General features: G+C 60.2%; 29 protein-coding genes. 19 read left to right on the top strand and 10 right to left on the bottom strand.

Features of this window, described 5'->3' with window-relative positions:
- Positions 1 to 140 precede the first annotated feature (140 nt).
- Entirely contained in the window at positions 141 to 1,316 is a 1,176-nt protein-coding gene (locus AB4072_RS00875; RefSeq protein ID WP_441965022.1) for a DUF3734 domain-containing protein, read from the bottom strand.
- 264 nt (positions 1,317 to 1,580) lie between these two features.
- Here AB4072_RS00875 and AB4072_RS00870 point away from each other — a divergent pair, with 264 nt between their 5' ends.
- The 3 genes from AB4072_RS00870 to AB4072_RS00860 all read left to right on the top strand — a co-directional run bounded on the left by AB4072_RS00870 (position 1,581) and on the right by AB4072_RS00860 (position 4,186).
- Entirely contained in the window at positions 1,581 to 2,054 is a 474-nt protein-coding gene (locus AB4072_RS00870) for a hypothetical protein (protein ID WP_441965021.1), read from the top strand.
- Positions 2,055 to 2,167: 113 nt separating this feature from the next.
- On the top strand, positions 2,168 to 2,656 hold the full coding sequence (locus AB4072_RS00865) for a copper chaperone PCu(A)C (protein ID WP_441965020.1): 489 nt from the start codon (positions 2,168 to 2,170) through the stop codon (positions 2,654 to 2,656).
- A 141-nt stretch (positions 2,657 to 2,797) separates the two neighbouring features.
- Positions 2,798 to 4,186, top strand: a complete 1,389-nt coding sequence (locus tag AB4072_RS00860) for a PepSY-associated TM helix domain-containing protein (RefSeq protein ID WP_441965019.1) — start codon at positions 2,798 to 2,800, stop codon at positions 4,184 to 4,186.
- A gap of 76 nt (positions 4,187 to 4,262) precedes the next feature.
- Here AB4072_RS00860 and AB4072_RS00855 read toward each other — a convergent pair whose 3' ends face one another.
- Positions 4,263 to 4,664, bottom strand: a complete 402-nt coding sequence (locus tag AB4072_RS00855) for a PRC-barrel domain-containing protein (protein ID WP_441965018.1) — start codon at positions 4,662 to 4,664, stop codon at positions 4,263 to 4,265.
- Positions 4,665 to 4,805: 141 nt separating this feature from the next.
- Between AB4072_RS00855 and AB4072_RS00850 the strand changes: the two genes are divergently transcribed.
- Positions 4,806 to 5,195, top strand: coding sequence for a PRC-barrel domain-containing protein (locus AB4072_RS00850; RefSeq protein WP_441965017.1), 390 nt, complete (start codon positions 4,806 to 4,808; stop codon positions 5,193 to 5,195).
- A gap of 180 nt (positions 5,196 to 5,375) precedes the next feature.
- Positions 5,376 to 5,777: a hypothetical protein gene (locus AB4072_RS00845; RefSeq protein WP_441965016.1), complete on the top strand. Its 402-nt coding sequence runs from the start codon at positions 5,376 to 5,378 to the stop codon at positions 5,775 to 5,777.
- Between the two features lie 38 nt (positions 5,778 to 5,815).
- On the opposite strand, the gene ruvX is transcribed toward AB4072_RS00845, so the two are convergent.
- Positions 5,816 to 6,373: a Holliday junction resolvase RuvX gene (gene ruvX, locus AB4072_RS00840; protein WP_441965015.1), complete on the bottom strand. Its 558-nt coding sequence runs from the start codon at positions 6,371 to 6,373 to the stop codon at positions 5,816 to 5,818.
- Between the two features lie 312 nt (positions 6,374 to 6,685).
- Here ruvX and AB4072_RS00835 point away from each other — a divergent pair, with 312 nt between their 5' ends.
- The 4 genes from AB4072_RS00835 (at position 6,686) to AB4072_RS00820 (ending at position 9,687) form a co-directional block, all read left to right on the top strand.
- Positions 6,686 to 7,384 (top strand): metal-dependent hydrolase, encoded by a 699-nt coding sequence (locus tag AB4072_RS00835; protein WP_441965014.1) that lies wholly within the window; start codon positions 6,686 to 6,688, stop codon positions 7,382 to 7,384.
- A 120-nt stretch (positions 7,385 to 7,504) separates the two neighbouring features.
- The gene (gene gatC / locus AB4072_RS00830; RefSeq protein ID WP_441965013.1) at positions 7,505 to 7,792 is read left to right on the top strand and encodes an Asp-tRNA(Asn)/Glu-tRNA(Gln) amidotransferase subunit GatC; all 288 of its coding nucleotides are present in this window, start codon (positions 7,505 to 7,507) and stop codon (positions 7,790 to 7,792) included.
- A gap of 60 nt (positions 7,793 to 7,852) precedes the next feature.
- Complete coding sequence (gene gatA / locus AB4072_RS00825; protein ID WP_441965701.1) at positions 7,853 to 9,397, top strand: Asp-tRNA(Asn)/Glu-tRNA(Gln) amidotransferase subunit GatA; 1,545 nt, start codon at positions 7,853 to 7,855, stop codon at positions 9,395 to 9,397.
- The gene (locus AB4072_RS00820; protein ID WP_441965012.1) at positions 9,394 to 9,687 is read left to right on the top strand and encodes a hypothetical protein; all 294 of its coding nucleotides are present in this window, start codon (positions 9,394 to 9,396) and stop codon (positions 9,685 to 9,687) included. The genes gatA and AB4072_RS00820 overlap by 4 nt, the downstream gene beginning before the upstream one ends.
- Positions 9,688 to 9,696: 9 nt before the next feature.
- On the opposite strand, the gene AB4072_RS00815 is transcribed toward AB4072_RS00820, so the two are convergent.
- Both AB4072_RS00815 and AB4072_RS00810 read right to left on the bottom strand, forming a co-directional pair.
- Entirely contained in the window at positions 9,697 to 10,206 is a 510-nt protein-coding gene (locus AB4072_RS00815; RefSeq protein WP_441965011.1) for a hypothetical protein, read from the bottom strand.
- Positions 10,207 to 10,266: 60 nt separating this feature from the next.
- On the bottom strand, positions 10,267 to 10,968 hold the full coding sequence (locus tag AB4072_RS00810; RefSeq protein WP_441965010.1) for an ArsR/SmtB family transcription factor: 702 nt from the start codon (positions 10,966 to 10,968) through the stop codon (positions 10,267 to 10,269).
- A gap of 144 nt (positions 10,969 to 11,112) precedes the next feature.
- Here AB4072_RS00810 and AB4072_RS00805 point away from each other — a divergent pair, with 144 nt between their 5' ends.
- Complete coding sequence (locus AB4072_RS00805; RefSeq protein ID WP_441965700.1) at positions 11,113 to 12,024, top strand: DMT family transporter; 912 nt, start codon at positions 11,113 to 11,115, stop codon at positions 12,022 to 12,024.
- A gap of 57 nt (positions 12,025 to 12,081) precedes the next feature.
- Here the strand turns inward: AB4072_RS00805 and AB4072_RS00800 are convergent, their stop codons facing one another.
- Positions 12,082 to 12,375 carry a hypothetical protein gene (locus AB4072_RS00800; protein WP_441965009.1) on the bottom strand — a complete coding sequence of 98 codons (294 nt, stop codon included), beginning with the start codon at positions 12,373 to 12,375 and terminating at the stop codon, positions 12,082 to 12,084.
- Between the two features lie 223 nt (positions 12,376 to 12,598).
- Between AB4072_RS00800 and gatB the strand changes: the two genes are divergently transcribed.
- From gatB to AB4072_RS00785, 3 genes are read left to right on the top strand one after another with little or no spacing between them, the layout of a single operon-like run.
- On the top strand, positions 12,599 to 14,071 hold the full coding sequence (gene gatB / locus AB4072_RS00795) for an Asp-tRNA(Asn)/Glu-tRNA(Gln) amidotransferase subunit GatB (RefSeq protein WP_441965008.1): 1,473 nt from the start codon (positions 12,599 to 12,601) through the stop codon (positions 14,069 to 14,071).
- 8 nt (positions 14,072 to 14,079) lie between these two features.
- Positions 14,080 to 14,718, top strand: coding sequence for an SGNH/GDSL hydrolase family protein (locus AB4072_RS00790; protein ID WP_441965007.1), 639 nt, complete (start codon positions 14,080 to 14,082; stop codon positions 14,716 to 14,718).
- Positions 14,718 to 15,212, top strand: coding sequence for a GNAT family N-acetyltransferase (locus tag AB4072_RS00785; protein WP_441965006.1), 495 nt, complete (start codon positions 14,718 to 14,720; stop codon positions 15,210 to 15,212). Before AB4072_RS00790 ends, AB4072_RS00785 begins: the two co-directional genes overlap by 1 nt.
- A 61-nt stretch (positions 15,213 to 15,273) precedes the next feature.
- Here AB4072_RS00785 and AB4072_RS00780 read toward each other — a convergent pair whose 3' ends face one another.
- Entirely contained in the window at positions 15,274 to 15,696 is a 423-nt protein-coding gene (locus AB4072_RS00780; RefSeq protein ID WP_441965699.1) for a DUF4345 domain-containing protein, read from the bottom strand.
- Between the two features lie 135 nt (positions 15,697 to 15,831).
- On the opposite strand from AB4072_RS00780, the gene AB4072_RS00775 reads away from it, so the two are divergent.
- Positions 15,832 to 16,473: a glutathione S-transferase family protein gene (locus tag AB4072_RS00775; protein WP_441965005.1), complete on the top strand. Its 642-nt coding sequence runs from the start codon at positions 15,832 to 15,834 to the stop codon at positions 16,471 to 16,473.
- A complete protein-coding gene (locus AB4072_RS00770) occupies positions 16,470 to 16,928 on the top strand; it encodes a GNAT family N-acetyltransferase (RefSeq protein ID WP_441965004.1) in 459 nt (152 codons plus the stop codon). Before AB4072_RS00775 ends, AB4072_RS00770 begins: the two co-directional genes overlap by 4 nt.
- Positions 16,929 to 16,995: 67 nt before the next feature.
- On the opposite strand, the gene AB4072_RS00765 is transcribed toward AB4072_RS00770, so the two are convergent.
- Positions 16,996 to 17,241, bottom strand: a complete 246-nt coding sequence (locus tag AB4072_RS00765; protein WP_441965003.1) for a hypothetical protein — start codon at positions 17,239 to 17,241, stop codon at positions 16,996 to 16,998.
- 190 nt (positions 17,242 to 17,431) lie between these two features.
- Between AB4072_RS00765 and AB4072_RS00760 the strand changes: the two genes are divergently transcribed.
- Positions 17,432 to 18,139 (top strand): glutathione S-transferase N-terminal domain-containing protein, encoded by a 708-nt coding sequence (locus tag AB4072_RS00760; protein ID WP_441965002.1) that lies wholly within the window; start codon positions 17,432 to 17,434, stop codon positions 18,137 to 18,139.
- Between the two features lie 116 nt (positions 18,140 to 18,255).
- Here the strand turns inward: AB4072_RS00760 and AB4072_RS00755 are convergent, their stop codons facing one another.
- Together AB4072_RS00755 and AB4072_RS00750 are read right to left on the bottom strand one after the other, a co-directional pair.
- The gene (locus AB4072_RS00755; RefSeq protein ID WP_441965001.1) at positions 18,256 to 18,600 is read right to left on the bottom strand and encodes a hypothetical protein; all 345 of its coding nucleotides are present in this window, start codon (positions 18,598 to 18,600) and stop codon (positions 18,256 to 18,258) included.
- Between the two features lie 136 nt (positions 18,601 to 18,736).
- Entirely contained in the window at positions 18,737 to 19,150 is a 414-nt protein-coding gene (locus tag AB4072_RS00750) for a DUF2147 domain-containing protein (RefSeq protein WP_441965000.1), read from the bottom strand.
- A gap of 173 nt (positions 19,151 to 19,323) precedes the next feature.
- Here AB4072_RS00750 and ndk point away from each other — a divergent pair, with 173 nt between their 5' ends.
- The 3 genes from ndk to AB4072_RS00735 all read left to right on the top strand — a co-directional run bounded on the left by ndk (position 19,324) and on the right by AB4072_RS00735 (position 22,380).
- The gene (gene ndk / locus AB4072_RS00745) at positions 19,324 to 19,746 is read left to right on the top strand and encodes a nucleoside-diphosphate kinase (protein WP_441964999.1); all 423 of its coding nucleotides are present in this window, start codon (positions 19,324 to 19,326) and stop codon (positions 19,744 to 19,746) included.
- A gap of 87 nt (positions 19,747 to 19,833) precedes the next feature.
- A complete protein-coding gene (locus tag AB4072_RS00740; protein ID WP_441964998.1) occupies positions 19,834 to 21,936 on the top strand; it encodes a molybdopterin-containing oxidoreductase family protein in 2,103 nt (700 codons plus the stop codon).
- 84 nt (positions 21,937 to 22,020) lie between these two features.
- A complete protein-coding gene (locus tag AB4072_RS00735; RefSeq protein ID WP_441964997.1) occupies positions 22,021 to 22,380 on the top strand; it encodes a hypothetical protein in 360 nt (119 codons plus the stop codon).
- Positions 22,381 to 22,408 lie beyond the last annotated feature (28 nt).

Raw genomic sequence — 22,408 nt, 5'->3', positions numbered from 1 at the left:
CTGTCCGGGATCAGCTGTTGCAGGCCGAAAGCGTGATCGAGGCCCCAAAGCCAGGAAGAACAAGGTCGGACGCATCATCGGTCACCGTTTCTGGAGAAGAATGGGTGATTAAAGGAAGGTCATAGGCGATCTATCCGCGATCAATCGGCTCCACTTTGTGAGAGGTCGAAGGTCGATACGCCGCCGAGGCTGCTGGGGCGTTCGAAGATCTCCGGATGGCGAAGAGTCCGCACGGCGTCATTGTAGCCTGCTTGCCAATGCTCCTCCATGCTGAGCCGCGAGAACTCGTAATCTTTCGAGTGCTTCTCGTATTGCCGCGAGCGGTAGATGAGATGAACGATGTTGTAGACCTTTCGGTCGGCGGCGGGACGCAGGATATTGGCCTCCTCGCTTTCGGCGATCTCCGGCGGGAGCTTCTCGAGAAGGCCGGCCAATGCCACGCGCAGCTTCTGCACGCGCTTGAATTCGTCCGTCTTGGCGCGTGTGCGGCTGGAGAACTGGATTTCCTTTTGCCGCACCGCGACCTCGCCCAGATCGCGGGGAATTTCGCCGCGCGCATTCCAGAGATCGACCTGGAAGGCCAGAGTGTCCTGACGCGCACCGCTTTCCTCCGTCACCCATTGCAACGGCGTGTTTGAGATGAGGCCGCCATCCCAGAAGAACTCACCGTCGATTTCGATGGCCGGAAAGTTGGGCGGAAGCGCGCCGCTGGCCATGACGTGTTCAGGGCCGATGGTATGAGTGCGATTGTCGAAATAAACGAAGTTGCCCGTGCGGACATTGACGGTGCCGAGGGCGATCCGCGTGCCGTCTCGATTGATCCGATCGAAATCCACCAGCGCCTCGAGGGTGCTTTTGAGGATGCTCGTGTCGTAATAGCTCGTCGCGTTCGGCGAGCCGGGCGCGGCTAGCCACGGGGGCGGAACGCGGGGTTCGAAGAAGCCGGGCGCACCCTTGAGAAGAGCGGTCGCTGCGTTAAGCTGATTGAACGCGGCGCGAGCCATCTCCCCTTGAAAGACGGCGTGCCAAATCTCGGTGAACGGATCGAGTTGGGGCCGGTCGCTGACGCTCTCCCAAAACTTACGCAGCTTGCCGACCCGGCTTTCGGGAGGGTTGCCCGCGATGATCGCCGCGTTGATCGCTCCAATGGAGATGCCGGCGACCCAATCGGGATGAAGATCGGCTTCCGCGAGCGCTTCATACACGCCCGCTTGATACGCTCCCAGAGCACCGCCCCCCTGAAGCAGGAGTGAAATGCATTCAAAAGGAGGGCGCTTGGTCACTCGGTGGTTCTTTTTCAGTCGCGTTGCCACCATCGGCCCTTCAGCGGCAACCCGCTCTCCTGAATGATCTTCGGAACTTCGACACACTAAGATCTTAAAAGACTGAACCAGCAAAAGATGAATGACAAGGACGCGGAAACTGGCAAGGATCCTTCGTTGTATCTTTTCCTATATAATTGCGACTGACGAAGAACCAACGTCACGCATCGAATTTTCTCCCATTGTGAAGGTGAAGGGAGGCTCGATGAAATTCTTCGGCAGGCGATATGCCCAAGGCTGAGGCTGCGGGGAAGGCGCTTGAGAATTTCAGTCAATGCCGGTATTTGCGAAACAGTCGCTGCCCGAAGGATTTCCCAGGGTGGCGCGACGAAAGGGCCGCAAGGCGTGACAGCGCAGCGCAGAAAAGGATGGGCGTCTTGGGTTGCGGTTGCCGCAGCCTACCTGCTCGCTATCCAGACGTTGCTGGTGGGCCTGACGCTCGGCTCGACAGCGGCGCCCCTTCAGACGAGCGACGCTCATGCCGTTCTCTGCCTTACCGGCCCGTCAACCTCAGAGGGCGACGCGTCTTCAAACAAGGCGCATGTTCCTAATTGCTGTGTTCTCGGCTGCGGCATGTTCAATGCGGCTTTCGCGCCGCCTCCGCAGACAGCAAGACTGATCTCACTTCAATCGACCATGACGCTCGTGTCGATCCCGGCAAGGGATCAGCATGTGGTCGTGGTTTCTGTCCGAACACCGGGAAATCCGCGTGCTCCGCCACTGAAAGTTTAGGCTGGTCCGTTCCGCCTCTCACGTGAGGCGCCGGATCTTTTCAACCGCATTCAGTTTTCCTTGTGTCGCCAACTCGCATTGCGAAACGGCACTCGCTCATGCGGAGCAAGATCATGTTCAAGAAATCCAAGTCTGGTGCAGCACTGATCGGTGCTTTCCTCCTCGTCGCCACTCAGGGCGCTGTCGCCCATGAATTCAAGATCGGCTCTCTCGAAATCAAGCACCCCTGGTCTCGGGCCACGCCTGCTGGCGCGAAAGTCGGTGGTGGCTATCTCACCATCAAAAATGAAGGCGACGCGGAAGACCGGCTGGTTTCGGTGACCGCAGAGATCGCGGGTCGCGCAGAGATCCATGAGATGGCGCTGAATGACGGCGTCATGACCATGCGCCAATTGCCGAACGGCGTCGTCGTGCCGGCGAAAGGATCCGTGACTTTCAAGCCCGGCTCCTATCACCTGATGCTGATGGATCTGAAGAAGCCGCTCAAGGAAGGCGAGCCTTTCTCCGGGACGCTCACTTTCGAGAAGGCCGGAACAGTGCAGGTGAAATTCGTCGTCGACGCCATCGGCGCAGCCGGTGCTGTCGATCATTCGGGGCATTGAGCCGCCGGTACGATCGAGCGAAACGCCTAAAAGTATTTCCAGCATAGCGACGCGGAATCCGGCTGCGAAAGCGACCGGCAAGCATCGTGTGCGGCCTGCGCCGCTGCTGCAGCCAACATATAAATTTGAGGAACATCCCCGATGACGACTCTCTCCGCGACCTCGAATGAGGGCGAGCGCGTCGCGCGCGCTACCGACCTTTATCGCGTCGTCTGGCGCTGGCACTTCTATGCGGGACTCCTCGTTCTGCCGTTTCTGATCCTGCTCGCGACGACAGGCGCGCTCTATCTGTTCCGAGATGAGATCGAAGGTATCGTTTATCGAGACCTGAAGCAGGTAGAACTCCGTCAGACACCGCAACGTCCCGCAAGCGTTTTGATCACGTCAGCGCTTGCCGCGCAGCCGAGCGTCGCTTTGAAAATCATGCCGCCTGCCACTCCGACATCCTCTGCCGAAATCACCGTCAAAGCTCCGTCCGGCGAACGGCTCGTGGTCTATGTGGATCCTTATGATGCCAGGGTTCTCGGAACGCTGCCCTTCCAGGGCACGATCATGTGGACGATCCGCCATCTACACAGCCTGAAGATCATCGGACCGGTGGCGCGCGGCTTCATTGAAATGGCTGCCGGTTGGACAATTCTGCTCGTTGGAACCGGCATCTTCCTGTGGTGGCCGCGCAAGCAGACAGGTGGCGTTCTTTCAGTCCGTGGCACGCCGAAGAAGCGCGTGTTCTGGCGCGATCTCCATGCAGTGACGGGCATTGTCGCCGGGGCCTTCATCACGTTTCTTGCGGTGACAGGCATGCCCTGGTCGGTCGTGTGGGGAGACTATGCCAATCAATGGGCCAACGGCAGCAACTACGGCTATCCTTCAGGCCTTTACGTGGATGTGCCTATGTCGTCCGAGCGACTTTCACAGGCGACAGGACCGACGACATGGTCTCTCGAACAGGCACAGATGCCGCTCTCATCCCCGAAGGTCGCGCCTCCGATTGGGGTCGATGCAGCTATCGCAATTTTCGACAAGCTGGGGCTGACGCACGGATACGCCGTGAGCCTCCCGACCAAGCCGACCGGTGTCTATAGCGCCACGGTTTATCCGGACGATCTCCCGAAGCAGCGTGTCATCCATCTCGACCAGTATTCGGGAGATACCTTGTTCGATTTGAGTTATGCGGAATACGGCCCGTTCGCGCGAGCGATGGAATGGGGCATCAATACGCATCTCGGCCAGCAATTCGGGCTCGCGAATAAAATCGTTCTGGCCGTCGTCTGTCTCGGTATTGTCGTCATGTCGATTTCCGCTGCTGTGATGTGGTGGAAGCGTCGGCCGAAAAGGATGCTCGGCGTGCCGCCAATGCCGTCGGACAAATCGGCGATGCGCGGGGTTCTTTCGATTATGGTGCTTGTCGGGATCGTCTATCCGCTCGTCGGTATGTCCCTGATCGCGATCCTGTCGATCGACTGGCTTTTAGTGCGCCGTATCGGCGGCCGCGATGCTCGCTCGAAGCCTGTGACTTCGGCGAGTTGATATCCGTGAAGCACTCCGCTTTACTCAAAGAAGAGGGCCCCGTTCGGGGCCCTCTGATTTCATAGCGCTACAGCGTTCAGCGCTTCCATTTGCCTTCATATTTGAATTCAGGAGCGGCTTTGAGCTGTTCCTTTGTCGTATTCATCATGGCGTGCCACTTCGAATCGGAGGCGTTGTAAGAGACTCGGACGGCAGCAGGATCGACGACGACGTAGTGATCCCCCATGCCGAGGAACCCTCCAACAGAGACGATATAACCCGCGAGGCGGCCTTGATCCAAAACAAGATCCTTGATCTCGCCGACCGTCTCGTTGCCTGGATTGCTCACGTCCAATCCGACGAGATTGTAGCTCAGCATGGAGTCAGGCTTCACGGCTACGAAACTCGGCGGTATCGCTCCTGTGGTCGATGTCTCTTGCGCTATCGCAGCGCCAGACAGGATCGAGGCCGCGGCAAGAGTGATGAAAAAACGGCGCATCAACATTCTCCTCTTCGAACTCAGTACGGGTTGGAGAATGCGTCGAATGGACCTAGGTTCCGAAAAAAAACTGCTGAGGTTCAATGGAACCCGCTGCGCTTTGGGTATTTCTCCCCGCATTCGTTGAGAGGAGATTCAACAATGGCAACGCTTGCAGCGGGGCAATCAGTATCGCCCAACCCGATGATCGACAGCGATCGCGTCGAGGGCACAAAGGTCTACGATCCCAAGGGTAGCAAAATCGGAACGATCGACCGCCTGATGATCGAGAAAGTCAGCGGCAAGGTCGTATACGCGGTCATGACCTTCGGCGGCTTCCTCGGACTTGGCGGGGAGACGCACACAATCCCTTGGGCCAAGTTGTCGTATGATCCGAGCCTCGGTGGATATCGCACCGACATCACCGAAGAGGAGCTTACCGGAGCGCCTGATTTTTATCGGGAAGAAGACCGCGACTATAGCTGGTCCGACCGGGAGCGGGAACGCGAACTGCACGACTATTGGCGAATGCCTTACTATTGGGGCATGTGACGCGTCGAGCCCGGCCTTGCGCCGGGCTTTTCATTTTCTCAGCGACTGCTCTTTCAGCGTGTCGGATCGTACAAGGGCACCTGAACGGGTAATTCATCCTTCGTTCAACAGCCTGGTTATAGGTAGATAGGAGAAGGAGCCCGCGACTTCCGGTTTGATTCGCGGGGAGGAGACAACGAGATGAAGCCAGGCATGTGGATTGCCGGTGCCGTGACAGCGGGGCTCGCCTTCGCAAGCGGTGCTCACGCAGCCCCCGTTTCCGCTACAGGATCGGCTGGATGGGGTGCGACCGTCGAGAGCGTTCAATTCCTGTTTTTCGATGACGATCCGCCGCCGCCGCCGGCTTATTACGGCCCGCCGCCGCGCGCTTATTATCCGCCGCCGCCTCCCGGCTATTACGACGCGCCGCCGCGCTATGGCTATCGTCGTCCTCCTCCGCCGCGTCCGGGCTGGCGTCCGCCACCGCCCGGCTATGGCTACGACAAGGAAGCGGCCAAGGATTACGTGAAGGACTACCGGCGTAATCAGAAGGAAATCCAGAAAGAGCGCGTTCGCACCTGGAACAAGACGCACGGTTTCTGAGCGTCCGCGGCGCGTGGCACGAATTCCGCGCCGATCTTCTAGAGATCGAGAGCGCCGCCTGTGGGCGGCGTTTCTACGTCGGTGTCGTCGGTGCCGAATTCGTCCGTAAAGGCATCGTGCTCGACGCAAAGCCGTTCATATCGATCGAGCGCGCCCTGCAGGATATAGGCGGCCGCCATCTTGTCGACTGCTTCCGCCCGCTTGGCGCGAGAGGCATCCGCATCAAGCAGCGTGCGAGTGACGACCATCGTCGACATCCGTTCGTCCCAGAACAGAATGGGTTTTCCGATCAGCGGACCCAAATTGCGAGCGAAGGCCCGCGTCGCCTGCGAACGCGGGCCCTCGGTGCCGTCCATGTTGAGCGGCAGGCCGATCACGAGGCCGCCCACATCATGCTGATCGATGAGGGCCTTCATGCGCTCCGCATCCGGCGTAAATTTCACACGCTTGATCGTTTCCAGCGGCGTCGCGATCCTGCGTTCGATGTCGGAGAGGGCAAGGCCGATGGTCTTAGTGCCGAGGTCGACGCCCATGAGGCGCGCTCTCGGCGGCAATTGCTCGATCAGCTTTGTCAACTCGTTGTCTTTGGCAGTCATGGAACGGGCCTCCTCGTCTCCCACTTCCTCGACGCGAGGTCGCCCTGGGAGAGTTCAGGCGATAGTTCGTCCGAAGGCTGGTCCAAGTCTCCGCACAGGGCAAGTCGATTCGAACCTTGGCGGAAGGCCTCCCGGACCTGTGAAGTGCCAGAACGACCGCGAAAGGTCCAGCACCGCAGGTTTCGACGCGAGAGACTTGATAGACCGGACTTTTTCCGGTTCTTGGTCTTCTCGATACGCTGGTAGGCTCCATTTCAGGAGGCGGACCGGTCAAGGTCGGGCTCCCAGAGCTTCGCAACTGAGGATAGATGCATGAAAATCACCTGGTTCGGCCACTCCGCGTTCCGGCTCGATTTCGCCGACAAGGTCGTGCTGATCGATCCGTTCTTCACCGGCAACCCGGCTTTCGAAGGGAGCCGGGACAAGGCCGCCGAGGGGGTGACGCACATTCTCGTCACCCACGGTCACAGTGACCACGTGGGCGACACACTTGATATCGCCAAGGCGACCGGGGCTACCGTCGTCACGAATTTCGATCTGTGCATGTATCTCGTCTCTCAGGGGCTTGAGAATTTCGCCCCCATGGGAACGGGCGGCACAATGGATCAGGGCGGCTTCACAACCACGCTCGTGCGAGCGGACCATTCTTCGGGCTTCGTCGAAATGGGGGTAAACTATCCGCTCGGCAGCGCCAACGGCATCATCGTCAAGGCACCGGGCGAGCCGACCGTCTATCATATGGGCGATACGGACATTTTCGGAGATATGGGCCTGATCGCCGAAATTCACCAGCCGGACGTGGCAATGGTGCCCATCGGGGACCGCTTCACCATGGGTCCGGAGGTCGCGGCGCTGGCAGTGGAACGCTATTTCAAGCTGAAAGCCGCGATTCCTTGCCATTACGGCTCATTTCCGATGGTTCTGCCCAATGCGGACCGGTTCGTCTCGGCCTTGGACGGCAAGGGCACGCAAGTCGTGGTGCCGCACAAGACCGTCGGTCTGCGGATCTGACATTGCAGCTTCAGGCGAGCGGGTGTTATAGCCGCCGAAGACACAATTTCGCATGATCTCCCCGGAAAACCGCATCCCGCTTTTCCGGGATCCATGCTCCAGAAAAGGGGTTGGCCATTCATGTCGGTCGATCAGAACACGGTCCGGCGCATTGCGCGGCTGGCGCGCATCGCGGTGACGGAAGAGGATGTTCCTCATCTTCAGGGTGAATTGAACGCGATTCTGTCCTTCGTCGAGCAACTCGGCGAGGTGAATGTGGACGGCGTGGAGCCGATGACCTCCGTCACGCCCATGGCGATGAAAAAGCGTCAGGATGGCGTCACCGACGGCGGGATCGCCGACGATATCGTCCGCAACGCGCCCGTGACGGAGGATCATTTCTTCGTCGTGCCCAAGGTGGTTGAGTAACCTCGGCCGACTGCCACCCCGTCAGGAACTAAGGCGTGAATGGCCGGGACAAGCCCGGCCATGACGCTGATTGAGAGATCAAGCCCCGTGACCGAACTCACCCATCTCACCCTTGCCGAGGCCCGCGACGGATTGAAGGCCAAGACCTTCTCCGCCACCGAGATCGCCAAGGCCCATATCGACGCCATCGAGAAGGCGAGGGCGCTCAACGCCTATGTGCTGGAGACGCCGGAGCACGCGCTCGCCATGGCGAAGGCCTCGGACGAGAAGATCGCCAAGGGCGAGGCGCGGGCTCTCGAGGGCATTCCGCTCGGCATCAAGGATCTGTTCTGCACCAAGGACGTGGTGTCGACCGCAGGCTCCAACATCCTCAAGAACTTCAATCCTCCTTACGAATCGACCGTCACCCAGAACCTCTGGAACGATGGCGCGGTGATGCTCGGCAAGCTCAACATGGATGAGTTCGCCATGGGCTCGTCCAACGAGACCAGCGCCTTCGGTCCCGTGGTGTCGCCATGGCGGCGCGAAGGCTCGAATGTGAGCGCGGGCGCGTCCGGCTCCATCGAAGGCTCTCATCTCGTCCCCGGCGGCTCGTCGGGCGGGTCGGCGGCGGCTGTTGCGGCGCATCTGTGTCTTGCCGCAACCGCAACCGATACGGGCGGCTCCATCCGCCAGCCGGCGGCCTTCACCGGTACGGTCGGCATCAAGCCGACCTATGGTCGGGTCTCGCGCTGGGGCACCGTGGCTTTCGCCTCGTCGCTGGATCAGGCCGGCCCGATTGCCCGCACGGTGCGCGACAGCGCCATCATGCTGCGTTCCATGGCCGGCCCCGACGCGAAGGACACAACCTGTGTCGATTTTCCCGTGCCGGATTTCGAGGCAGCGGTCTCTCGCGGCGTAAAGGGCCTCAAGATCGGCATTCCGAAGGAATACCGTATCGACGGCATGTCGCCCGAGATCGAAAAACTATGGGATCAGGGCACGCAGTGGCTGCGCGATGCCGGGGCCGAGATCGTCGAAGTCTCGCTGCCGCACACCAAATACGCGCTTCCCGCCTATTACATCGTCGCTCCGGCTGAGGCGTCCTCGAACCTCGCCCGTTACGATGGCGTACGCTACGGCCTGCGCGTTCCGGGCAAGGACATCGCCGACATGTACGAGAAGACCCGCGCCGAAGGTTTCGGCCGCGAGGTCAAGCGCCGCATCATGATCGGCACCTATGTGCTCTCGGCCGGTTACTACGACGCCTATTACGTCCGCGCGCAGAAGATCCGCACGCTGATCAAGCAGGATTTCGAGAAGGTCTATGCCTCCGGCGTTCACGCGATCCTCACGCCAGCCACGCCGTCCGCCGCTTTCGGCATCGGCGAGAAGGGCTCGGGCGATCCGGTCGAGATGTACCTCAACGACATCTTCACGGTGACGGTGAACATGGCGGGCCTTCCAGGCCTTGCGGTTCCCGCCGGGCTCGACGCCCAGGGCCTGCCGCTCGGCCTCCAGCTCATCGGCCGCGCCTTCGATGAAGAGACACTCTTTGCCGTCGGTCAGGTGATCGAGGATGCGGCTGGCCGCATCAGCTTGCCGAAGGCGTGGTGGTCGGCGTGACGCCTCCCTCCATTCCGCTTCACGTCTGGCTTCTCGCGGCGTTCGATCCGGTCCTGATCGCGGTGGCGGTCTGGCTTGGGTGGCGGGCGACGCAGTTCGGCAAGGTCTTCATTGCGGCCATCGCCGCGTTGGGTGTGTCGGTGATCGTCTCGTGGATCGTGACCGGCATCGGTCTGCCCTGGATCGCGCCGATCAGTCATGACACGCCGACGCTCTACCCGGTCAGGGCCATCGCGGCTCTCGTCTGGGCGAGCGTAGCCTACGCCGTGCGGCGCGTATCGGGGCGATAAGCGGGCCTTTCAGACCGCTGCGTGCGAGGAGCCGAGTGCGCTCGTAATTTCGGCTAGGGTCGCCTTCTCGGCATCGCTGACAGCGACGCCGCCGATTCCTAAGAACCCACCCTCACTGCTGGCTTCTGCTGTCTTCTCCGCCACGGAGCCCAGCCATCCCTTGAAGGCAGGGGCATCGTCCGGGGCTTTTGCATCGAGGATCGCGGAGACGCCACGTAATTCGTCGATCGCCTTCTGTTTGACGTCGGATATTTGACTGCTCTTGAAGCGATTTTGAAAAGAATGCCGCACGGCGTCTCTCGTCGTCGGATCTGCGAGGTCTTCCGCGACAGCCTTGACGAGCGTATCGGCGTTCGCGTTCTGCTTCGCCTCGACCAGCGCCCATCCGCTCGCCATGGATTCCTTCATCAGGCCCCATAATCCGCTCGGATCCGCCGCGGTGATCGCTATGCCGGCAACCATCGGACTAGCGACGACGCGAGCCCATTCCTCAGGCGTGAAGTTCGCTTTCGTGGCCATGTCGAAGATCCTCCCGTTCCATTGTGGCGACAGAATTCCTCGAGGCGTAATGGCCCGCCCTCAGCTTTGTTCCTCGATATCGAAGAACTCCTTGAGGCCGTTGCGTCCCACTGATGTCACGGTAAGCGCGCGGCTGTCCTTGATACGCTCGACCCAGCCTTGCTCGAACATGTGCGTGCAAAGGGCGGCTCCAAGATGTCCGGCGAGGTGAGGGCGGCGCTCGCTCCAATCGAGGCACGTGCGGCACAGAGCGCGCTTATGGTCTTGCCCTGGCGCGAGATCGATCCCGATATCGCAGAGAAAGCGATGACCCTCATCCGTCAACGCTCCAGCGCTTTCGGAAAGGACGACATATTTCTTCGCGGTCAGGGCTTCGGTGATGGCTGTGCCGAGGCGACCCGCGAGGTGGTCGTAGCAGGTTCGTGCGTTGCGAAGAGCCTCATCTTTCGGGCCGACGGGGCGATAGCGCTTCGGCCCAGTTGACGCCACCGCCATCAAGGCCTCGATGGCATGCGCCACTTCCGGAGTCGCCAGGCGATAATAGCGGTGGCGACCCTGTTTCTCGACGGCGAGAAGTGAAGTCTCGACCAGCTTGGCGAGATGCCCGCTCGCGGTTTGTGCGCTCACATTGGCGTGCCACGCCAGTTCGCTCGCCGTCAAAGCGCGGCCATCCATCAGAGCGGAGAGAATGTTGGCGCGCGAGACATCCCCGATGGAAGCGGCGATCTCCGCGAGAACGATGCCTGAAACAAGATTTGTCATAGGACAATCCTATCCCGCTTGCGCCCGACGCGCAGCATGAGACATTTCGGTCGTGGCCGAAGCATTCGGGGGCGACCATGGCCCCCGGTGGTGGCATTTCTGAGGTCATCGCAAACCTCGATTCATAGGATGGATAAGATGGCTATGCCCATCACCGCACAACCCCGCCACGCGTTGGAACTTGCCTTACTCGTTGTTCTCGCGACGTTGTGGGGCGCTGCCTATACCTTCATTAAGATCGGTATCGAGACCATCCCGCCGGTTACTCTGATCGCGGCGAGAACCGCCATCGCGGGGGCCGTGTTGCTGGTCGTGATGCGGATGCGCGGAGTTTCCCTGCCGCGTGACAGGGCCGCCTGGAAAGACTTCGCGGTGCAGGCCTGCCTCAACAGCGTCGTTCCCTTCACACTCATCGCATGGGCGGAAGCCGATGTGGATGCGGGTCTCGCCGTCGCGCTGAATTCGATGACGCCGGTCTTCGCTTTCCTCATGACATGGCTCTGGTTCCGCCACGAACCGACGAGTCCGCGCAAGCTGATCGGCGTCGTGCTCGGTCTGTTGGGGGCTTGCGTCATCGTCGGCCCGCAGGCGCTGAGCGGTCTCGGGCGCGAGGTCCTCGCTCAATGCGCCATTATCTTCGCATCATTCTGCTATGCGGGTGCTGCGATTTTCGGAAAGCGCTTCAAGGGCATAGACCCGATGGCCACGGCTGCCGGGTCATTGATCTGCGGAGCCGTCATCCTGTTCCCATTCAGCCTGGCTGTGGATCGACCCTGGACGCTTCAGCCATCCGCTGAATCGGTTCTGGCTCTGGTTGCCCTGGCCGTCTTCTCGACCGCTCTCGCCTTCACGATCTACTTCCGGCTCGTTCAGACGCTGGGTTCCGTCGGCGTCACGGCGCAGGGTTATTTGCGCGTGCCCATCGGCGTCGCCATCAGCGCGTTCTTTTTGGGGGAGACGTTGAGGCCACTGGTCTGGGGCGGGATCGTGATGGTCCTCACCGGAATCGCGGTCATCACCACACCGGATCGGAAGATCGTGTCCGACGCGGCATGAGCGCGCGAAAGGGCCCGCGGAGGTTGCGGGCCCTTTCGAAAAGAGCGGGGCTCGAGCCTATTGCTGCGGAGCTGTCGGGTTCGCCGGAGATGCAGGCGGGCTCAGAGGAGAGGCGGGGGGTGCGACAGGTTTGCTCTGCATCGGTGCAGGCGGTGTCGTCTGGGTTTGCGGCGGGGTAATGGTGCCGGTCGTGGTTACGTCGCGGTTGCCGCCATAGAAGAGAAAGGCAAGAAGACCCAGGGCTAGGACTAATCCGCCAATCAAATAAGCGAGAGTATTAGACCTCCGACCTTCCAAGTCATAGATATCACGGTCGCGATCATAGTTGTTCGGGTCTCGGTCAATTGCCATTGTTAACTCCTCGATCCTTCGATTGGGAGTTAAACGCTCAACATCACAGGCAGTTTCATGCGAGCTTGACCGGGTTGGTCAAAGAACTGTGAATGGGCGCCGAAATTACTGTTGCGGTTTCATGCTTATCTGAACGTGCGTTCAGGTTGAAAGGGGTTGACCGCGGCGGGCGATGGCACTTACTCCGGTCGTAGAAAAACGAAATTTTGAGGCGCGAGACGGCATGAACGCTCCGGTCAACCCGAAGAAGCTCATCAAGGGCGCGACAGGCGATTGGGAAGTCGTGATCGGCATGGAAATCCATGCCCAGGTCACGAGCCAGGCAAAGCTGTTTTCCGGCGCATCCACCGCCTTCGGCGGCGATCCGAACAGCCACGTTTCCCTCGTCGATGCGGCGATGCCCGGCATGCTGCCCGTGATCAACGAGGAATGCGTGCGTCAGGCCATCCGCACCGGGCTCGGCCTGAAGGCGCGGGTCAACCACCGCAGCACCTTCGACCGGAAGAATTATTTCTATCCGGATCTCCCGCAGGGTTACCAGATCAGCCAGTTCAAGAGCCCCATCGTGGGCGAGGGCGAAGTGATCGTCGACGTGTCCGACACCGAGACCATCACGGTCGGCATCGAGCGCCTGCATCTGGAGCAGGATGCGGGCAAGTCGATCCACGACCTGCACCCCTCCATGAGCTTCGTGGACCTCAATCGCTCCGGCGTCGCGCTGATGGAAATCGTGTCGCGTCCGGATCTTCGCTCATCGGAAGAGGCCAAGGCCTATGTGACCAAGCTGCGCACCATCCTGCGCTACCTCGGCACCTGCGACGGCGACATGGAGAAGGGCAACCTGCGCGCAGACGTGAACGTTTCCGTGCGCCGTCCCGGCGAGCCCCTCGGCACGCGTTGCGAGATCAAGAACGTCAACTCCATCCGCTTCATCGGCCAGTCCATCGAATACGAGGCGCGCCGCCAGATCGGTATCATCGAGGATGGTGGCACCATCGATCAGGAAACGCGCCTGTTCGATCCGGGCAAGGGCGAAACCCGCTCCATGCGCTCGAAGGAAGAAGCGCATGATTATCGCTACTTCCCCGATCCGGATCTGTTGCCGCTGGAATTCGATCAGGCCTATGTGGACGATTTGGCGCAGCACTTGCCCGAGTTGCCCGACGCCAAGAAGGCTCGCTTCGTCGCCGCATACAGTCTCTCGAATTACGACGCGGGTGTGCTCGTGGCCGAGCGCGCTTCCGCCGACTTCTTCGAGGAGGTGGCGAAGGGCCGCGACGGCAAGATCGCTGCGAACTGGGTCATCAATGAGTTGTTTGGCCGCCTGAACAAGGAAGGCAAGGATATCGCAACTTCGCCTGTCTCAGCTGCGCAGCTCGGCGCCGTCGTCGATCTGATCGGCGAAGGCGTGATCTCCGGCAAGATTGCGAAAGACCTGTTCGAGATCGTCTTCAACGAAGGCGGCGACCCGCGTCAGATCGTGGAAGCGCGCGGTATGAAGCAGGTCACCGATACGGGTGCCATCGAGAAGGCCATCGACGAGATCATTGCCGCCAACCCCGACAAGGTGGAGCAGGCGAAGGCAAAGCCCACGCTGCTCGGCTGGTTCGTCGGCCAGGTCATGAAATCGACCGGCGGCAAAGCCAATCCGCAGGCTGTGAACGATCTTCTGAAATCTAAACTCGGGATCGAATAAGAACTGTCGTGACGCAACCGAACCCCTTCGCATCGCATTGGCTGATCCGGGACATCGTCGTCGGATCGCATATCGGCGCGGCGGGGCCGGAGAGTTTGCTCTTCATCGGCGATTCCATCGTCGAGGGTTTTTACTGGAACCGTATTGGGCCCCATGCCGTCATCAATGCCGGTTATTCCGGCATCTGGACGGAGGCGTTGGAACCGAAGATCGAGCGATTGCTCAACGCGGCGAAACCCCGCGTCGCCGCGCTCCTCGTCGGTACGAACGATGCCAAGAAGGGACACGGCGAAGAGTATCTAGCGACTGTCGCGACCTTCTACGAGAAGATCGTCAGGTTGTTCTCGGCCTCGGGCGTCGCGCTGATCGCCTTCACGCCGCCGCCGGTGGAGCAGAACAAACGTCTGACGAGCTTCTATTCGCACGAGGCCATGCGGGCTTTGGCTCGCGAGATCACGCAAATCGCAACGCATCACGGGCACGCTGTTATCGATCTCTATAGCGCGTTGAGCACGGCGGACGGCCACGCGAAGACGGGCGCTACGATCGACGGCGTTCATCTGTCCACGCAAGCCTATCGCCTCATGCATGGAATGCTCGAACGGAAGGTTGCGGAAATGGCCGCAGCCGGAGGAAAAACCGCCTGATGAATGACGTGATTTCTCTTCCAGTTCGCCCTGCCATCGACAGTGACGCGCAGGATCTGTTCGGTCTCTTCGCGCTCTGCTTCGCGGAATATCCCGGCTGCTATGTCGACCCGCATGATGACCTGCGCGACTTGCGCGAACCTGCTTCGACCTTTGCGGGCAGAGGCGGTGTGTTTTGGGTGCTGGAAGACGAACGCGGGCGCGTCTGCGCCTGTGCGGCGGTGGATTATCCGGAAGAGGATGCCGGCGAGCTGCACCGCCTCTATGTGCGCCCCGATCAGCGCCGCAAGGGCCTCGGCGTCGCGCTGGTGCGTCTGGTCGAAGAGCATGCGAAGGCGCGCGGAGCCACGCGCATGTTCTTCTGGTCGGACACCCGTTTCACCGATGCGCACCGGCTCTACGAGCGCCTGGGCTACGCTCGTGCCGAAGGGTCGTCACGCGATATCGGCGATGTTTCGAACACCTCGGAGATTCGGTTCGACAAGGCGCTATAGCGCTGCTTTGAACGGCCCCGGCATTCGTCATGGCCGGGACAGGCCCGGCCATGACGGGGCGTTAAACGCTCTCTTTCAACTCTGTCACCCCGAACTCCTCCGCATAGCGGTTCGCGACGTACGTCTGCCAAAGGCACAAGGCGGGCGTTACGACCAGTTCCATGACGAGCCCGCCGAGCATGAAGAACGAGGGCAGGCCGGTCAGCATAAGGCCGATGACGCGTCCGAGTCCGCCGAGCACGACGATCGTGGTCAACAGCCTGAAACGCCCGGTCTTCGTTTCGATGTTCGGCAATGTGCTCCAGAAACAAAGACCGATGGCGAGGAGAAGCCCGGATAGATAACGAAAATGGCTGTCGGCCGAGATGCCTATGGGCTCGCCGGTGAGGCGTCCCCCGAACAGCACGCCATAGAGCCCGACGGCGACGGGAAGAAGCGCGGCGATGGCCACGGCCTGCTGCAAAAGTTTCTTTTGGCGCGCGATGTTCGGCATGAGGCTCTCCATTGTCTCCTATTCTGTCTCTTCCGCGCCGCTAATCAATCGACTACGCTTGTGCGCCACGCATTTTCCGCTTTGCGCAAGAAATGCGTCAATTCAAAAAGATCAGGGAGAGTGTCGATGTCTGCGCGTTTCGAGCTTCATGGCATATTCGTTTCGGGACCATCCTATAAGGTCGGCCTGATGCTATCACTGGCGGGTCAGGCGTTCGACTACGTGCATGTGAATTTACGTGAGGGCGAGCACAAGCGGCCCGATTACGTTGCCAAGCAGCGATACGGTCAAGTGCCGCTTCTCCTCGACAAGTCCAATGGCCGCCAGTTGTGCCAGTCGGCGGCGATCCTCGAATATCTCGCCGACACGATTGCTAAGTTCGGTGGCGCGACGCTCGATGAGCGTCTGCAGGCCCGCGAATGGATGTTCTGGGATTTCGATAGGCTTTCGTCCTCGATCTACCGCGCACGCGTCATCAAACTCGGTATCCGCCCCGGAACTCCCGAGATGCTCGAGGAGTATTCCGGTCTCAGCCGTGTGGCACTCAAAGTACTCGACGAGCATCTTGCGGGCCGCAGCTGGATCGTCGGGGAAGGGCTCACCATCGCGGATATCGATATTTACGGGGCCGTGGTCTTCGCAGGAGAAGCCGGGATCGATATGGTCCCTTACGCCAACATTGCCGCGTGGATGAAGCGCGTCGAAGCCCTGCCGGGGTTTGCCCCACCAGCGAGCCTGTTGCCGCACGAGAGTAAGGCGGCAGCGTGAGCGATCTTCTTATTCGTCAGGCGGGGAGGGAGGATCTCGAAGCGATCATCCGCCTGCATGAGGAGGACGCTCTCGGCGCCCATGGCGACACCTGGACACCTGCCAATGTGCCTGCCTACGAGAAGGCTTTCGCCGCTATCGATGCCAATTCTGACAACCTGCTCTTCGTGGCGGTTGCGGACGACATTGTCGTCGGCACGTTTCAACTGACTTTCATCCCCAACCTCACCGGGCGGGGCGCGCTCAGGGTGAAGATCGAAAGCGTGAAAGTCCGCGCCAGCGAGCGCTCTCGCGGGATCGGTGCGAAGATGATGACGTTCGCGGAAGAGGAAGCACGCAAGCGCGGGGCTTCCATGCTCGAACTCTCATCGAACAAGACCCGCAAGGACGCTCACCGCTTCTATGAGCGGATCGGCTTTGCGCGCAGCCACGAGGGCTTCAAGAAGAAGATTTAAAGAAAAAGCCCGACCGACCAATCGGTCGGGCTTCATATCTTCATATGACGCAAGGTTGATGAAAGGCTCAGGCTTTCCCGGCCTTCAGGCGCGTGTTGCACTCGCTCCAGAATTTCGGCCATTTGGCGTCCTTGGCCACCTTGCCGCCGGCCTTGGCTTCCTTCCACTCCGCGCTGCATTTGTGCATCCGCTCGCGAGCGGCGAGTTGGCCGGCGGTCGGTTCCTTCTTCGGCTTGGTCTCGGCCAGTGCAGGCCCGGCAAGCGCGACGATAGCGGCAGCGGCGAGAACGGTCCGGAGAATGCGGTTTGTCATGGAAAACTCCCATATGCCTTATGAAGTGAGGCTTCTTGGTCATTCCATTATGAAACAATGAAACATGCAAGGGGGGAGGATCTGCCATGCGCTCTATCCACTGCATTCCTGCCTTGGATTAGTGCCGCAATCGATCTTATGTCTTAACCTCAACTCCCGACCCGATGTCAGGAACACTGAGAGGCTATTTATGGCGGCTTCCACGCAACAGCCCATCGACCTGTATTACTGGCCGACTCCTAACGGATGGAAGATCTCCATCATGCTGGAGGAATGTGGGCTCCCCTATGCGGTTCACTTGGTGAATATCGGCAAGGGCGACCAGTTCGCGCCTGAGTTTCTGGCGGTTTCACCGAACAACAAGATGCCGGCCATCGTCGATCCAGACGGTCCCGGCGGCAAGCCGCTCTCGGTCTTCGAATCCGGCGCGATCCTGCAATATCTCGGCCGCAAGACAGGCAAGTTCTATCCGCAGGACGAACGGCAGCGTGTCGAAGTCGACCAATGGCTCTTCTGGCAGATGGGCGGTTTCGGCCCCATGCTCGGCCAGACCCATCATTTCCGCATCTATGCGCCCGAGAAAATCCCTTACGCCATCGAGCGCTATACCAACGAGAGCAACCGCCTTTACGGCGTTCTGAACAAACGTCTCGCGGATCGCGACTATGTGGCGGGCGAGTATTCCATCGCCGACATGGCGATTGTCGGCTGGGCCAAGCTCTGGGAGCGGCAGGGGCAGAACATTGAGGATTTCCCCAACGTGAAACGTTGGCTCGAGCGAGTGCTCGCGCGCCCGGCGGTTCAGCGCGGTCTCGCGGTTAATGCGGAAAGCCGCTCGACGACCAATCTGCAAGACCCTGCGGTTCAGGCCGTTCTGTTCGGCCAGAAGGCGCGGTAAAAGTCAGGGCTATGCCGGATGCAGCAAGGAATTCGGCATAGCTTACGCTGTGAATCTCCAATTAAGCTGCCTACTGCCCCGCAGAGGTAACCTGGAGAGGCCCGGGGTGTCGAAGGTTACTTCGTCTTTCCTACAGGCTTTGAGCAGGGCGAGATGTCTGTTTTCGCCAAGACCTCATTTATTCGCAGAATCAAGACGCGGCCGTGCGAAGCGCTTAGCGGATCGCATGCCGGAAAGTATTCATTTCCGACTTCGGAGATGTCTGAAACTGATTTAACGATCCGGCAAAGGGTCTTGGTATCGGGGTCAACACTTTTGGAATGCAGAAGAATGCGATGAATCTGCGCGACTTCGATCATCGCTTCTTCCCAGCGCTTATGCAGGGATGGTGTGCACTCTGCAGCGTAAGAGGTGCTGACACTCGATACAGCAAGCGCGAGGGCCAGGAGGGTTCTTAGCATGATGAGGCTCCGAAACTCTTAGTTGCGCATTGTTACTTCATAGCGCGCCTCATCTTGAGTGTCGAAACGATTTTATTCTTATCAACCGGAGCCTCTCGATAAGCGCGGCTGCGGAGGATGCCCGATCGGGTTTTCCTCAATTCACCTTCGACCAGGTCTGCGTCCGGCAGATCAAGCCGCCGAGGACGCAGCCGGAGAGCTTCATGGCCTGGCCCTGGAAGTTCATCTTGCCGGTATAGGTCTTGCCGTCCTTGTAGTTGTAGAGCTGCCCCGTAAAGCCCTCTCCGGCGGGCTTGATGTCGGAGATCATGTGTACGCCGACGAGATTGCGGGTCTTGAGAGCAGGATCGGGGTTGTTCGCGTCTTTAGCCTCGCCCTGGACGCTGATGATGGTGCCGCAAAAGACTTGCCCGCATTTGGCAATCTTCACGCGGGTCTCTCCGCTTTCGCTCAAGTAGGTACCGGTTGGATCGGCCGGCTGAGCGCTCGCCGCTTGGCTAAGGATGGAGAGGCCGAGGGCCAGAGGGGCCGCGAGATTTACAAACTTCATGTTTCACTCCCGATGCCGGCCTTCGGATGGGCCGGTCGTGTAACAAGGTAGGGGAGGTGGCTGTGCTTTCCAACAGGCCTTTAACCGCGCTCCCCGAAAGCCCTTGAGGCAAACGAGCCTCGCCGCTATAAGCGCGCCACTCCAACGATTTTCCCTTTAAGAGCGAGTTTTCCATGGCCACCGAGCGCACTTTCTCCATTCTCAAGCCCGATGCGACCCAGCGTAATCTGACCGGTGCGATCAACGCCGTCATCGAGAAGTCCGGCCTGCGCATCGTGGCGCAGAAGCGCATTCAGATGAGCCGCCGCGAAGCCGAGACCTTCTACGCAGTCCACAAGGAACGCCCCTTCTTCGGTGAGCTCGTCGATTTCATGATCTCGGCCCCGGTCGTCGTGCAGGTTCTCGAAGGTGAGAACGCCGTCGCTCGTTACCGCGAGATCATGGGCGCCACGAACCCCGAGAGCGCTGCCGATGGCACCATCCGCAAGCTCTATGCCAAGTCCATCGGCGAGAACTCGGTCCACGGCTCCGACAGCCAGGACAACGCCAAAATCGAAATCACCCAGTTTTTCTCGGGCAACGAGATCGTCGGCTAAGGCGATCGCCTATCCGGACATTGCTTCCTTAGGCCGCCTCCGGGCGGCCTTTCCATTTTCGGGCCTCTCCCCCATCATGCGCCTGCCATGAATCAAGCCCCCCGTATCGAGCATCGCCCCTCCGTTTGCCCGCACGATTGTCCGTCATCGTGCTCGCTCAATGTCGAGGTGATTGAAGGGCGGTCCATCGGGCGGGTGCATGGGGCGAAGACCAACGGCTACACGGCGGGCGTTATCTGCGCGAAGGTGGCGCGTTATGCCGAGCGTATTCATCATCCCGACCGGCTGCTGCACCCATTGAGGCGTATCGGGCCGAAGGGCTCCGGGCAGTTCGAGCGCATCTCTTGGGACGAGGCGCTCGATATCGTGGCCAAAAGGTTTCTGGAGGCCGAGCGGGATTTCGGCGCTCAATCCGTCTGGCCCTATTACTATGCGGGGACGATGGGTTTCGTGATGCGCGACGGCATCAACCGTCTGCGCCACGTGAAGAATTATTCGGGCCAATACTCAACGATCTGCACCACCATGGCCTGGACCGGTTACATTGCCGGTACGGGCAAACTCGCCGGGCCCGATCCGCGCGAGATGGCTCTGTCGGATTGCGTGGTGATCTGGGGCACGAACCCGGTTCACACGCAGGTCAACGTGATGACCCACGCCGCCCGCGCCCGGAAGGACCGCGGCGCGAAGATCGTCGCTATCGACATCTATATGAACGCCACGATGAAGCAGGCCGACATGGCGCTTCTCGTGAAGCCCGGCACCGACGGCGCGCTCGCCTGCGCCGTGATGCATGTATTGTTCCGCGACGGCTACGCGGATTGGGATTATCTCGAACGCTACACCGATTGCCCGCGCGAACTCGAAGAACATCTACGCACCCGCGATCCGGCCTGGGCGTCTGCGATCACAGGTCTTTCCGTGGAAGAGATCGAGGCTTTCGCGAAACTCGTCGGCGAGACGAAGCGCACGTATTTCCGCCTCGGCTACGGCTTTGGCCGCCAGCGCAACGGCGCGATCAACATGCACGCGGCCTCCTGTATCGCTGCGGTGACGGGATGTTGGCAATACGAGGGCGGCGGTGCGTTCCACAACAACGGCGCAATCTATCATTGGAACAAGACGCTGATCGAAGGGCTCGAGGAGCGGGACGGGACCATTCGCCAGCTCGATCAATCGCAGATCGGACGTGTGCTGACCGGTGATGCGGAAGCCTTGCGCCATGGCGGACCGGTGAAGGCATTGCTGATCCAGAACACCAACCCGGTTTCCGTCGCGCCGGAGCAGGAACTGGTGAAGGCGGGCTTTGCTCGTGAGGACCTTTTCGTCTGCGTCCATGAGCAGTTCATGACGGAGACCGCGCTCATGGCTGATATCGTTCTGCCCGCGACCATGTTCATGGAGCATGACGATCTCTATCAGGGCGGTGGCCATCAGTATTTCCAGCTTGGATTGAAGCTTGTCGATCCGCCCGACGAATGCCGCTCCAACCACGAGGTGGTGCGCGCGATTGCGCAACGGGTCGGCGCACGGCATCGCGGCTTCGAGATGGAGCCGCGCGAGATTGTCGATTGGACGTTGCAGAATTCCGGCTGGGGCACCATCGAGAATCTCGAAGAGCAGGTGCATATCGATGCGCAGCCTTCCTTCCGCGAGGCGCATTATCTCGACGGCTTCGGCTATAAGGACGGCAAGTTCCGCTTCAAACCGGATTGGACGAAAGTTCCCTCGAAGAACGACGGGCCGATGGGGCCGTGGGCCGAAATTCCCACGCTGCCCGACCATTGGGCGGTGATCGAGGAGGCGACGCCGGAGCATCCGTTCCGCCTCGCAACGAGCCCGGCACGGAACTTCCTCAATTCCACCTTCACGGAAACCCCGACTTCGAAGACGAAGGAGGGGCGGCCCGAGGTGATGGTCCATCCGCTCGATGCGGAACCGCAAGGTATCGTCGACGGCGATTGGGTGAAGTTGAGGAATGCGCGAGGCGAGGTGTTTCTTCGCGCGCGCCTCTATGATGGTGTCCGGCGAGGTGTGCTGATCGCGGAATCGATCTGGCCGAACGCGGCGCATCCCTTCGGTCGAGGCATCAACACACTGACGGGCGCCGATCAGGTCGCGCCTTATGGCGGCGCGGCTTTCCACGACAACCGCGTGGCCCTGGTGAAAGAAGAGCCGGTTGCTGACTAAGTTTTAAGTCTATTTCGAGCCAGCCCTTGACCCTCGCCGGCGAACCCTATCCTTAAGCTTACAATGATTTTGTGGAGGGTTCCCATGAGTTCCGTCATCCGCGTGATGCTGGCCGCTGCGGCTCTCGCCGTTTCCACCACTGTGGTTCTCGCCGCGGCGTCCAATACACCCACGCTGTATCAGGTGGATCCGGCGTTGAAGACGGAAAGCGTCGCTGAATTGACGGCCCGTGTGCGCAGGGCCTGCGCCGCGACCCAGGCCAAGATCCAGAACGCGAGCGAAATGTCCTTCGGCCGCAAGTGCGATTGCTATGCCGGGCGGACGATGCGCGCGCTGAGCGAAGACGAGGTTCAAGCCTATCGCGACACGGGCGTCTTCAACGATGGCGCTCGCGGCAAGGCTCTTTCAGCCATCGACGGATGCAAGTTGCAGCGGCCTATTTGAGGGGCAAAGCGTTTGATTTCATGGCCGG

The sequence above is a fragment of the Microvirga sp. 2MCAF38 genome, assembly GCF_052115485.1.
In the GTDB taxonomy this organism is placed as follows: Bacteria; Pseudomonadota; Alphaproteobacteria; order Rhizobiales; family Beijerinckiaceae; genus Microvirga.
Note: the sequence above shows the minus strand (reverse complement) of the source record. Positions and strands in the feature narration are given on the sequence as shown.